We start from the raw sequence: 12,306 nt of genomic DNA on the forward strand, positions 1-12,306 counted from the left end.
GTTTCGGTCGGGGACGGTGAGGGAGTAGACCTGGATCAACGAGTGAGGAGTAGTGCCGGATGGCACGAGTCGCTGCCGTTGATCTCCCCCGCGACAAGCGGATGGAGATCGCGCTGACCTATGTCTACGGCATCGGCCGTAGCAGCTCTCAGCAGATCCTGAAAGCGACGGAGATTCCGTTCGACACGCGCGCGAAGGATCTCGACGACGAGCAGCTCGCGAAACTGCGCGAGTACGTCGACAACAACTACCGGGTCGAGGGTGACCTCCGTCGTGAGGTTCAGGCCGATATTCGCCGCAAGATCGAGATCGGCTCCTACGAGGGGCTGCGGCACCGCCGCAATCTCCCACTGAACGGGCAGCGGACGAAGACCAACGCCCGCACCCGTAAGGGACCGAAGAAGACGGTCGCCGGCAAGAAGAAGGCCGGTAGGAAGTAAGCCTCGCTAGGAGACCACGACACAGATGCCACCGAAGAGCCGCGCCGGTTCCGTCAAGAAGGTAAGGCGCAAGGAAAAGAAGAATGTTGCTCATGGGCAAGCCCACATCAAGAGCACGTTCAACAACACCATCGTTACGGTCAGTGACACGACCGGTGCAGTGATCAGCTGGGCCTCCGCAGGCCACGTCGGGTTCAAGGGCTCCAGGAAGTCCACTCCGTTCGCCGCGCAGATGGCCGCCGAGAACGCTGCACGAAAGGCCGCCGAGCACGGCATGAAGAAGGTCGACGTCTTCGTCAAGGGCCCCGGCTCGGGACGTGAGACGGCGATTCGCTCGTTGCAGGCAGCCGGCCTCGAGGTCGGCACGATCCAGGACGTAACCCCGCAGCCGCACAACGGCTGCCGCCCGCCGAAGCGGCGCCGGGTCTGAACGCGGGGAAGGAGTAGACACACATGGCTCGTTACACGGGTCCCGCAACCCGCAAGTCTCGCCGCCTGAAGGTTGACCTCATCGGCGGTGACCAGGCGTTCGAGCGTCGCCCGTACCCGCCGGGTCAGCACGGGCGTGGCCGTGTCAAGGAGACCGAGTACCTGCTGCAGCTCCAGGAGAAGCAGAAGGCCCGGTTCACCTACGGCATCATGGAAAAGCAGTTCCGGTCGTACTACGAAGAGGCCAACCGCAGGCAGGGCAAGACAGGTGACAACCTGCTGCAGCTGCTGGAGGCACGCCTGGACAACGTGGTTTACCGGGCCGGACTGGCACGTACCCGCAGGCAGGCTCGGCAGCTCGTCAACCACGGGCACTTCCTGGTCAATGGTCAGAAGGTGAACATCCCGAGCTACCAGGTGACGAAGTTCGACATCATCGATGTCAAGCCGAAGTCGCTGAAGTCGACGCCGTTCATCATCGCCAAGGAAACCCTGGGCGAGCGCCCTGCACCGGCATGGCTGCAGGTGGTGCCGTCGACGTTGCGGATTCTCGTGCATCAACTGCCCGAGCGTGCGCAGATCGACACGCCGGTCACCGAACAGCTCATCGTCGAGCTTTACTCGAAGTGACACCTTCCCCGGGGGTGGCCTGTCGGTCGCCCCCGGGTGGTCCGGGCGGTGGCGCCGGATGCACCACCGTCTCGCCCGCGATTCGCCGCGGGCACGCCATCCCTTCGGCGTCATATGGCGGGCGCCGTGCGGAAAGGAAACGACAGTGCTCATCTCTCAGCGACCCTCACTGGCCGAAGAGGCAGTGTCGGAAACTCGCTCCAAGTTCGTCATCGAGCCACTGGAACCGGGTTTCGGCTATACCCTCGGCAATTCGCTGCGTCGTACCCTGCTCTCCTCGATCCCGGGTGCGTCGGTGACCAGTCTGCGGATCGATGGTGTGCTGCACGAGTTCACCACGATCCCGGGAGTCAAGGAGGACGTCACCGACGTCATCCTGAACCTCAAGGAGCTCGTCGTGAGCTCCGAGGAAGACGAACCCGTGACGATGTACCTGCGTAAGCAGGGCCCCGGTGCGGTTACCGCCGCCGATATCGTGCCACCGGCCGGCGTGACCGTGCACAACCCGGATCTGCACGTTGCCACCCTCAATGGGCAAGGCAAACTGGAGATCGAGTTGGTGGTCGAGCGTGGTCGCGGCTACGTCCCGGCAGTGCAGAACAAGCAGGCGGGTGCCGAGATCGGCCGGATTCCGGTGGACTCGATCTACTCGCCGGTGTTGAAGGTGACCTACAAGGTCGAGGCCACGCGTGTCGAGCAGCGTACCGACTTCGATCGCTTGATCCTCGACGTCGAGACCAAGCCGTCGATCACACCGCGGGACGCGGTGGCATCGGCCGGTCGCACCTTGGTGGAGCTGTTCGGGCTCGCACGCGAGCTCAACGTGGATGCCGAGGGTGTCGAGATCGGTCCGTCGCCTGCCGAGGCCGACACCATCGCCGCCTACGCGATGCCGATCGAGGACCTCGATCTCACGGTGCGTTCCTACAACTGCCTCAAGCGAGAGGGCATCCACACTGTCGGCGAGCTGGTTTCGCGCAGTGAGGCCGACCTGCTGGACATTCGTAACTTCGGTGCGAAGTCCATCGACGAGGTCAAGTTGAAGCTGGTCGGTCTGGGTCTGGCACTGAAGGACAGCCCGCCCGGGTTCGACCCGTCCGCGGCTGCTGCCGAGTACCCGGCTGACAGCTGGTCGGATGAGGACACCGGTATCGAGGGCGCCGGGGGCTACGGTGTCGAGGGTGCCGCGGGCTACGGCGCGGGCTACGGCACCGGCTTCGACGAGGGCTTCGATGGCGGCTACGACGACGGTCAGGACTACGCGGAGACTGAGCAGCTGTAGCTGTGGTGCGCGGAGAGGAATAATCCGATCCGTGCTTGAGAGGAGCAAGTGATGCCCACCCCGACCAAGGGAGCGCGTCTCGGCGGGTCGCCGTCGCACGAACGACTGATGTTGGCCAATCTGGCCACGTCGCTGTTCGAGCATGGGCGGATCACGACCACCGAGGCGAAGGCGAAACGGCTGCGCCCGCTCGCCGAGCGTCTGATCACCAAGAGCAGGAAGGGCGATCTGCACAACCGCCGCGAGGTCATGAAGACCATTCGCGACAAGGACATCGTGCACAAGCTCTTTGCCGAGATCGGCCCGTTCTTCGCCGACCGTAACGGTGGCTACACCCGCATCACCAAGGCGATGCCGCGTCGAGGTGACAACGCTCCGATGGCGGTCATCGAATTGGTGAACGAGAAGACGGCCACTGCCGAGGCAGAGGCCGCCCGCGGCACCAGGTTCGCCAAGGACGAGGCCGCGGCCGAGTCCACCGGTACGCAGAGCGGCTCCGAGGAGGAGCCGCAGGCTACCGCGAATCCCGAGGCCGCCGAGGCCTCGCAGGGTGCTTCGTCGAGTGACCAGGAGCCCGCCGAGGGCTCACGGGAGAACGTCGAGGCGGACCTGGAAGCCAAGGACGAGAACAAGGAAGAATCCTGAGCTCTCCTGGCGATAGCGTCACGAACGAGCCCGCTGCTCCGTCTTCGGAGGGCGGGTTCGTTCGTCTGCGTCTGGATATCGCCTACGACGGCACCGACTTTCACGGTTGGGCACGGCAGCCGGGACTGCGCACGGTTCAGGGGCTGCTCGAGGACGCGCTGTGGAAGCAGCCGCCAGGGCGAGAAGCCCCCAGGTCCGTCGTGGTGGCGGGACGTACCGACTCGGGGGTGCATGCGAGTCGTCAGGCGGTGCACGTCGATGTGGCTCCGTTCGCACCGGGTCAGGGGGGACGGTTGCCCGTCGACGAGTCCGGCATTCCGGACCTGCAGCAGTTGTGCTCGCGATGGAACCGCATCCTGCCGGGCGATGTGCGAGTGCTGAATGCACGAGTTGCTGCCGCAGGATTCGATGCGCGTTTCTCCGCGCTGCGACGGCATTATCTGTATCGGGTCTCCGACGCGCCGTGGGGTGTGGATCCGTTACGACGTAGGAACACTCTCGGATGGAACCGGCCACTCGATGTGGAACGGCTCAATGCCGGGGCTCGGGAACTGCTGGGGCTTCGGGATTTCGCGGCGTTCTGCAAGCAGCGGGAAGGTGCGACAACCGTCCGCGAGTTGCAGTGCTTCTCGTGGGAACGTGTCGAGGAACACTTGGTGGTTGCTCGGGTCAGCGCTGATGCGTTTTGCCACTCGATGGTGCGCAGCCTCGTCGGCTCGTTGCTGATGGTCGGCGACGGTCGACGTGAATCCGGCTGGCCTGCCGAGATCCTGCGGTCGGGGGTGCGTACGAGTGCCGTCGCGCCCGCTCACGGCCTCACCCTCCTCGATATCGACTACCCAGCGGATGACGAACTCGCCGCTCGCGCCGCTCATACCCGTGCGGTCCGCACCCTCGAGTGACGTTGGAAAATTTCGCGAGAAATTGACCGCACCAGCTGAAGTGCCCTCACCGACGGTGACGGAGTACGGTCCGTACTTCGTCAGCAACTCCGCTCGGGTCGCGGTAAAGTCGCTCCGCCGTCACGATGACGACGTGCCATCCGCAGTCGCGCAGCCGCTGTAGCCGCACCTGATCTCGTCGGTGCTGCTGTGGGTCACCGTGCCATGCTCCTTCGTACTCCACAGCGACCTTCTCCGACTCATAGGCCAGGTCCACTCGAGCGACGAACTCGTTTCCATGATGAATCTCGACTTGGGGTGTTGGGACGAGACCGCTTTGTACCAGCGTTATTCGTAACACGGATTCGGGTACGGACTCGGCACGCGCGTCGAGCAACTCGAATGCCGCTCGCGCCTTTCGCATCCCGTAGTAGTTTCGTGTGGTGAGGAAGAGGGCAAGTCGGTCCTCTTCGATGAACCCCGCATGTAAAAGAGCATCACAGTTCGCCACGCCCAGTTTAAGCGGATATAGCGAAAGAAGGTCGAGGGCGCTGCGATACGGCGAGGCGACCTGGATGCCCTGCCACTCGACATGCTCGTCCTCCCTGCTCATGCGGGCCCAGCATCGAAGCCCGGAACGTCGGTTCATGTACTTGTGCCCGCTGACGAGAACTTCCACATCGTCGTGGCGGCCTGCGAGGGGGACGCCATGCAAAGTGGCAGCTGAGCGCGCCGTGATGATCGCCTCATTGGGCAGTGTCATAGCAGCGGCGCGGCATTTGAGTTCGTGCGTAAGGGGATGTTCCGCGGAAGTGTAAACACCGTGGATTACTCGTTGATATATGGAGGTGCGAAGATCGCGATCGCTCAAGCCCGCAGCGAGCGCGTCAGCGCGGGTGAACAACGCGATGTTGCTGGGAGCACGGGGTGTACTCGCGGATACCATACCGCGCAGCATGCTGGAGTTTTCGGTGTCCGTCACCGGGACGAAGAGCCACCTGTGGACAACTTGAGCTACTGTGGATGGAGCGTGGAAATTTCGCGAGAAATTGACCGTCACCCGGAGGAACGCCAAATTCTCGCGAAATTGCCCGCACCAGCCGCACCAGCCGCAACCACCGCTCAGTCGCCGCGGCGGACAGGGCCGAGGATCTCCTGTTCGCGTTTGTTGGTGACGAGCTGGATCGGTGTCCATACCATGTTGCCCAGAGCGATGGCCCCGTCGTCGGAGAGCATGGTCAATTGCTGGATCTGCGGCGGCTGCAGGTACCAGATGCGCCCGGCCAGCTCCGCCTGGTTCAGCGGCAGCCGCTGCAACAATACGAGTTCCGCCGTACTGGCAGCGGGACCGTTGCCGACCTGAGGATGTAGGTAGGGCAGTACGTACATCGTGGTCTGCCAGGCGGACCGGGGCGGGAACAGTTCTTGTGGAACGGCTCCACCATCGTGAATCACCAACAGCGGTGCGTCCTCTGTGGACCGGGGTAGGTCGAAGGGAGTGAGCCGACGGATCTGGGCGAGCGGTACCTGCTGCCCGTCCGGTGTTTCCCCGGCAGCCTGTTCCAGGACCTTCCAGGCAGCGGGGCGTCCGGTCGCCACGACCACCCATGCTCCGGTGGCCATGGCGCGCAGTGCGATCTGCCGTGCGAGGTAGAGACCGCCAACGGTGACCATACGAGTCGGCTGTGGCCGCAGAATGGAAGTACCGAGTGGTTCTCCCTGCGGGCCCGAACCGATGATCATGCCACCGCGGTCACCGGACGGGCTGACGGCATCGAGAGTTTCGGGCGGTACGAGAAATTCCGGTGCGGCTCCCTGCATACGGCCCGGCGTGTCCAGTGTTCGGGTTCGGCTCATGCCGCACCTCCCAACGGCAGTGTCGCGGTGAACCCCGCCAGTTGCAGACCGCGTAGCGGGGTCAAGGTCAATCCGAGGTGATTGCTGATCGTCCTCAGTCGTTCATCGGCGGCATCGAGTTCGCCAGGGGTACGGGCACTGACCCGGACAAGTCCACGTAGGCCGACCTCGTTGTCCTCGCCGACCGGAGCGATCGACATGGCGATCGTCGAGGACAGCGCACGCACTCCGGTGAGTGCGTTGAGACTGTCGCTCATCCGGTTCGGCCACCCGGTGATCGCGTAGCTGGAGTGTCCGACGCCGCCCGCGGTGACACCGTCCCAGCGCTCCTTGAGCCCGATCGCGCGCTGTGCACCGAGGACGGACTGCAGCTCGGCCGAGGTTATTCCCGCTTGCAGTAGTTCGTCGGGGTCGAGCGGGCGGGTGGAAACTCCCTGCTGCTCCAGTGCGTTACGCACCCGTGAGAGCGCGCCGATCAGGGCGCGGTGCGCGCCGACGACGCCACCGCCACGTTCTCCGACGGCCTTCGCGCAGCGCTGCGGATCGAGCCGCACTGCGACCCATGTTGTCCGGCGTGCTGCAGCGGGAGTCGGCCCGAGTACTTCGAGGTAGGAGTTCAGTGCCGGTGACGTGGAGGGCAGGGCGGCACTGCCGGGGTAGCAGTGCCAGATGACCTGGATCGCATCGAGCACCACCCCGCGATCCTCCAAGCATGGCGTGAGAGCACCGAGCGGCAAACTCGGGGCGTTGCCGATCTCGTTGATCAGCGACGGGGTGGGTTCCACCATGAGTACGGCTGTCCATTTACCTTCATTGAAGGCCATGCCGATGTGGTTGCGGTCGTGGTCCTGGCCGTGTGCGACCACCAGATCGGGAACCGCGAGCCGCAGCAGCGAGACTCGGTGGTTCTCCTCGGGACCGATGACGCCGTCCCCGTTCTCGTCGCCGCCATCGCCCGTCCCGGGAGCGGCCGGCTGGGACACCCGGGTGTGGTTGCGGGTGTTGTATTCCAGTACCAGGCCGAACCACTGGGTGAACCAGCGTCCACGGCGCCGCAGCATCGCGAGGATCAGTGCGAGCCCGGCGATGCCTGCTGCCACCGGCCACAGCGTCCGGTCGATGACGACAGTGATCAGGCCGAGGGTGAGCCCGATTTCGATGACGACGATATTGGCCACCGGAATGGCCCCGAGGCTCGCGCCGGTCGTGCGCCTGCGTGCACGGATGCGCGCAGGCTCTGGTCCGGTGGATCCGGGAATTTTCGGCTGAGCCGGATGTTGCGTGGTCACGGACATCCGTTCGGTCTCTCTCCCTCGCAGGTAGATGCGGCAATTGCCGGGTGGAGGCGGGCGAGTGTCGGTTGTGGCAACCGGTCGAAGAGAATACTGCCCCGAGTCGGTCGAACCGTGCCCAAGCGGTGTCCTTCTCCGGCTACCCTGCTGAACGGTACCGCGGATGGGAGAGCTGTAGGCGAAGAATGGCATCAACACCCACAACGAAGTCACAGGTTCAGGCGTACAAGTTCGTGTTGCGTCGAATGGAGTCGGCGCTGGCTCGCAGAGACCCGGTCATGTTGCACGATCCGTTGGGGTCGCACAAACGCGCCACGATCGCAGGGATCATCATCTCCTGCGTCGGGATGATCGGGTTCCTGGTATGGGGTTTGTTCGGCGGACAGGGTTCGGTTCCCAAACCCGGCTCGGTCGTGATTGCGAAGGAAAGCGGCAGTGTCTATGTCGTCACCGCGGACGACAACGCGGACAAGCGGCTGATTCCGATGCTGAACATGGCTTCGGCGAAGCTGCTGGTGATGGCCAAAGGCGGTGGTGGCCGGGGTCAGGAGATCACGCCGACGGTGGTGCAGCAGTCGGCGCTGGAGGATTTCCCGCGGGGGCCGCGGACGGGTATGCCGAATGCACCGGAATTCCTGCCGGACGCGAAGAACTCGGCGACTCCGGCATGGGCGGTCTGCGACGTCGGCGAGGTCAACACCAAACTCGATGATGCGCGGATCCAGGGTGCGACCACAGTGGAGACAACGGTCATCGGTGGTGACGGTCATCATGGGACGGAACTGCGGATGAAGCAGTCGCTGTACGTGCAGGAGCCGAGCACCGACCAGCGTTACCTGATCTATCGGGTCGAGGTTCTTCCCGGGCAGGGTCGGGAACACATTCGTTCGGTGAAGGCTCGTATCGATACCCGGGACGACGCCATCATGGAGATGTACGGCCTTCGGGGTGCCGTCCCGCGTGCGGTCAGCACGAACATGCTCAACGCCATTCCCGAGGTGCCTGCGTTGAACGTGCCGGACCTGGGCAGCGGGCCGGCCACCTACATGGCGGGCAACTACGAAATCGGCGATGTGGTGAGCCGGGTGGTTCCCGGCAGGCCCGATCAGTTCTTCGTGTTGCGTGCGGACGGTAAGCAGCAGGTATCGGCGGGTGCCGCTGCGGTGCTGCACGCGAAGCGGGACAGCAGCACCGACATCCCCGTTCCCACCGGTGAGCTCACCGATGTGCCCGAAGCGGAGAAGAACCCTCTTGCTGTGGGACATTTTCCGACGCAGGTACCGAAGCCGGTGACCTTCCGGGAATCGAATACGTCGTGCCTGAGTTGGAAGAGCGAATTCGGCAACCACCACATCACGGTGACGCTCAGCGACGGGTCTCCGACGAAGCAGACGAAGGCGCCGGTGAAGTTGGCGCAGTACGACGGAGCCGGTCCCCGGGTGGACTACTTCTACATGCCACCGGGCAAGGCCGCGGTCGTGCACGGCACCCCGAACGAAGCCAGCAGTGGTAGTGGCCCGATCTCCCTGGTCTCCGATCGCGGAGTGGTGTTCGGCATCAAGGACATCGCCACGGCGCAGGGGTTGGGCGTCATCAACAGCGGTAGTGACATCAAGGACGCTCCCCCGTCGATTCTGGGAATCCTGCCGCAGGGTGCTTTCCTGGACCCGGCACGGGCCAGCTTCGTTTACGACTCCATCCCCCTGGAGGAGGGCGGCGGTGTGAACCGTCCACCGAAGGAGGGCCAACAGTCCCGGCCCGGTGGTGCGGTCGCCGCGGGTACCTGACGAGCGTGGACTCGACAACGATCCGCCCGCACCATCCGCGTGGATACGTGGACGGCGCGGGCGGATCGTTGTTTTTCGGTCGGGTGTGGACGCACGGCCGTGGGGCCGGAGTCGCTACAACCGGAGCCGGGACGCCGGTGCCTGTGCCCGGCGTGACCGAACCTTGCGGATCGCGTTCATCAGGAAGGCCGTGAAGACCACGGTGCCGAGTCCGCCCACGGCACCGCCGAAGGCGACTGCGATGGCCGCCCAGTTTTCCCTCGGGAAGACGTGGGCTTCCAGGCGCCGGGGTTCGATCGGTGCGGCCGCGGGGCCGTTCTCGGCCGGGATGACGTCGTTGAGCGCCGCCATCGGATTGATCATGCCGTAGCCGATGATGTCGTTGCGGCCGTCCGTCCCGCCGGGATGCTGGGCGGTCTTCTCGATCCGCTCCATGATTTCCCCGACCGACAGGTCCTCGAATTTCTGCTGGATCAGCGCGGCGAGTCCGGAGACGTACGGCGCGGCGAAACTGGTGCCCTGGATGGGCTGCGCCTGATCGTTCGAGCCGTGGGTGACCTGATTGGCCAGTCCGGTCGCTCCCCGGCCGGGGTCGAGCGAAATGAGATCTTCACCGGGTGCGGCGACGTCCACCCATGGTCCGGGGACCGTGAAATCCGAGGGTGCTCCCCTCTCGTTCACCGAGGCGACGGTCAGCACGTACTTGTCGAACCAGGCCGGAAGCACCGCTGTCGTCGGATTGCCCGGTGGGTTCTGCTTGCACTGACCTCCGGTGTTGCCCGCTGCCGCGACGACGACGGTGCCCTGCTCGTAGGCGTATCTGACCGCGTTGTACAGCTTTTGGTTGCCCTGATCGGCGGGATTGCTTGCTCGCACCATGGACTGACATGACGCCTGGGAGATGTTGATCACACCGGCGCCCCGGTCGGTGGCGTACTTGATCGCCTGCGCCATCGTCCTCGTGTTCCCGATCGGCTCGCCGCTCTGCTGGTGCTGCCAGACGGAGGAGGACTGACGAACGGACAGGATGGTGCTTTTCGGGGCAATCCCGAGAAATCCGGTTTCCGCGGTCGGCGTGGCCGCGATGATGCCCGCCACGATCGTGCCGTGTCCGTCGCAGTCGACCAGGGCTCCTCCCGGCACCCGGCTGCTGCCGTCCGTCAACCCGGGCAGGCGCTGATGCTGATTGACGCCGGTGTCGATGACCGCGATGGTCTGGCCTTGACCCGTCCAGCCCTGCCGATGAGCTCGTTCGAAGCCGAGGAGCCGTTGGCTCCACGGTTCTCGTTCGATGGTGGGGCCACCGTTGCTGGCCTGCATACAAGCCTGCTGCTGCTTGTATTTGGATCCGACGGGGGACAGCGGTGCCGAGGGCGCTTGCATGGCCGGATTCCGCGGAGGGGGCTGAAACTCCCGGTCGCCTTCCGCCTGCTGCGCGGCGGCCGGGAGAGCGGGCCCGGACAGGGCGAGCATCCCGGCTGTCGCCGACAGGGCGAGTGCTCGGCGCAGGGATGTGGTGGAGCGCATCACGCTTCCCCTCTTAAGAGATGCTGATGTTGAGGTCGCGGATGGTCATGTAGACATCCATCACTCCCAGCGCCAGCGGCAGGACCAGCGCGATCAGGATGGCCTCCAGGATGTCCACGCTGCGCCGCTGAACCGGGGAGAATCGCCGGTGCGGGAATACCACGCCGAACATGATCGATGCGCCGCCGAGCAGCAGCAGGGGCCAGAACACCCAGGTGAGCTTGTCCAGGGGAGTGGTGGTCATCGGCAACAGCAGGCCGGTGGTCACTCCCAGAGCCGCGAGCAGTCCGTTGAGCAGCAGGGCCAGCGCCTGGCTGCCGTTGGCGTAGTTTCTGCCGCGCAGCAGCAGCACGGCGGACACGACCACGGCGAGCAGGCCGCCCCAGATGTTGGGGGCGGTCGCGGCGGTGATCGCACCGAGCGCGGCGGTTCCGCCGCATCCCACGATCATGCCGGTCATGTACTGGTGTGCCAGTCCGGACTGGCGCTTGATCTGCCGGTAGTCCGGGAATTCGTTGTCCTCCTTGAGGTCCTCGGAACTGCCCGGTACGTGCGGCAGTGGCAGCTTGGCCAGCTGGATGGTCATCCGCGGCAGCAGCGAGATGCCCGCGAGTCCGACGGCGGCGGCACCGGCTGCCACACCGGCGGCCGTCGCCGACTCCACCAGGGTGGCCACGATGAACGCGATGACGGCGAAGGTAGCGACCGTCGCGGCGGCGATGAAGGTCACGATGCCCGCGCCGATCACCATGATCGACACCGCTGCGAAGATCAGCACCAGCGCGCTGGCCAACAGCAGTGCGGGCCGTGGATTCGGCCCGGGGACGATATTGAGTCCCGCCACGAACGCCATCGGCAGCCCGCCTGCGGCGGCGACCACGGTGCCTGTTGTGGCGGCGCCGTAGGCCCGGGCCACGATCGCGCCGATACCGGTGGCGAAGATCGCGATGACCAGGCCGGACACGGCGGCCACCACGTGGAACAGGATGTTTTCCGGCGCGGCGGCCAGGCCGAGCGCCACGGCCGAGGCGATCATGGCCAGCGCTCCCGCCGTGTGACCGACTCGGGCTGCGGTCTCCTTGGTCCACGGGCGGTAGCTGCCCGGCTCGGCTTCCGCGAGAGCGTCGACGACATCGTCGTACAACGGTGGTGGCGGATCGTCGGACTTGCGTCGCAACTGCAGCATATCGCCATCGACGATGCCCAGCGATGCCAGCGTCTGGCTGGGATCCAGTTCCGCGTCGGCCAGTTTCGCCAAGCACCAGCCACCGTGCCGCGCCCCGCCGTCCGGAGAGGCTTCATGAGCCATGTCCAGCAGCATCGGTAGCAGATCAGCCACCGAGACGTCAGCAGGCAGCGCCAGGTCGATGCGAGTTTTCGGTGCCACCACTGTGACGCGGCTGAACACCGTGGTCCCGGTCGCCACTTGGGCCCCCTACTCCCTTTTGTTCTCGTTTACTCGTTGTCGTGCATTCGTTGTCCTGCGTCGACCACTCGTGAGGTCGGCTCGATCCAACCAGCGAGGAGATTTTCCTT

12 protein-coding genes are annotated in these 12,306 nt (G+C 65.0%); 7 read left to right on the plus strand and 5 right to left on the minus strand.

What is annotated here, in order from left to right; translation table 11 throughout:
* The first annotated feature begins 59 nt into the window (after positions 1-59).
* From rpsM to JOF55_RS13385, 6 genes are all read left to right on the plus strand, one after another.
* The gene (rpsM, locus tag JOF55_RS13360) at positions 60-440 is read left to right on the plus strand and encodes a 30S ribosomal protein S13 (protein WP_310274069.1); all 381 of its coding nucleotides are present in this window, start codon (positions 60-62) and stop codon (positions 438-440) included.
* Between the two features lie 25 nt (positions 441-465).
* Positions 466-870, plus strand: a complete 405-nt coding sequence (gene rpsK, locus JOF55_RS13365) for a 30S ribosomal protein S11 (protein ID WP_310274071.1) — start codon at positions 466-468, stop codon at positions 868-870.
* A 23-nt stretch (positions 871-893) separates the two neighbouring features.
* A complete protein-coding gene (gene rpsD / locus JOF55_RS13370; RefSeq protein WP_310274073.1) occupies positions 894-1,499 on the plus strand; it encodes a 30S ribosomal protein S4 in 606 nt (201 codons plus the stop codon).
* 145 nt (positions 1,500-1,644) lie between these two features.
* The gene (locus JOF55_RS13375) at positions 1,645-2,781 is read left to right on the plus strand and encodes a DNA-directed RNA polymerase subunit alpha (protein ID WP_310274075.1); all 1,137 of its coding nucleotides are present in this window, start codon (positions 1,645-1,647) and stop codon (positions 2,779-2,781) included.
* A 51-nt stretch (positions 2,782-2,832) separates the two neighbouring features.
* On the plus strand, positions 2,833-3,426 hold the full coding sequence (gene rplQ / locus JOF55_RS24465; protein WP_374727280.1) for a 50S ribosomal protein L17: 594 nt from the start codon (positions 2,833-2,835) through the stop codon (positions 3,424-3,426).
* Positions 3,427-3,497: 71 nt separating this feature from the next.
* Positions 3,498-4,328, plus strand: coding sequence for a tRNA pseudouridine synthase A (locus JOF55_RS13385; RefSeq protein WP_374727483.1), 831 nt, complete (start codon positions 3,498-3,500; stop codon positions 4,326-4,328).
* A gap of 46 nt (positions 4,329-4,374) precedes the next feature.
* Here the strand turns inward: JOF55_RS13385 and JOF55_RS13390 are convergent, their stop codons facing one another.
* From JOF55_RS13390 to eccE, 3 genes are all read right to left on the minus strand, one after another.
* Positions 4,375-5,289, minus strand: coding sequence for a DUF559 domain-containing protein (locus JOF55_RS13390; protein WP_310274079.1), 915 nt, complete (start codon positions 5,287-5,289; stop codon positions 4,375-4,377).
* Between the two features lie 140 nt (positions 5,290-5,429).
* Complete coding sequence (locus JOF55_RS13395) at positions 5,430-6,164, minus strand: hypothetical protein (RefSeq protein WP_310274081.1); 735 nt, start codon at positions 6,162-6,164, stop codon at positions 5,430-5,432.
* On the minus strand, positions 6,161-7,342 hold the full coding sequence (eccE, locus tag JOF55_RS13400) for a type VII secretion protein EccE (protein WP_374727484.1): 1,182 nt from the start codon (positions 7,340-7,342) through the stop codon (positions 6,161-6,163). The genes JOF55_RS13395 and eccE overlap by 4 nt, the downstream gene beginning before the upstream one ends.
* 299 nt (positions 7,343-7,641) lie before the next feature.
* Here eccE and eccB point away from each other — a divergent pair, with 299 nt between their 5' ends.
* A complete protein-coding gene (eccB, locus tag JOF55_RS13405; RefSeq protein ID WP_310274084.1) occupies positions 7,642-9,243 on the plus strand; it encodes a type VII secretion protein EccB in 1,602 nt (533 codons plus the stop codon).
* A 114-nt stretch (positions 9,244-9,357) separates the two neighbouring features.
* Here eccB and mycP read toward each other — a convergent pair whose 3' ends face one another.
* Both mycP and eccD read right to left on the minus strand, forming a co-directional pair.
* Positions 9,358-10,770, minus strand: a complete 1,413-nt coding sequence (mycP, locus tag JOF55_RS13410; RefSeq protein WP_310274086.1) for a type VII secretion-associated serine protease mycosin — start codon at positions 10,768-10,770, stop codon at positions 9,358-9,360.
* Positions 10,771-10,783: 13 nt separating this feature from the next.
* Positions 10,784-12,196 (minus strand): type VII secretion integral membrane protein EccD, encoded by a 1,413-nt coding sequence (eccD, locus tag JOF55_RS13415; RefSeq protein ID WP_310274088.1) that lies wholly within the window; start codon positions 12,194-12,196, stop codon positions 10,784-10,786.
* Between the last annotated feature and the right edge of the window lie 110 nt (positions 12,197-12,306).

The organism is Haloactinomyces albus, assembly GCF_031458135.1.
GTDB classification, from domain to species: domain Bacteria; phylum Actinomycetota; class Actinomycetes; order Mycobacteriales; family Pseudonocardiaceae; genus Haloactinomyces; species Haloactinomyces albus.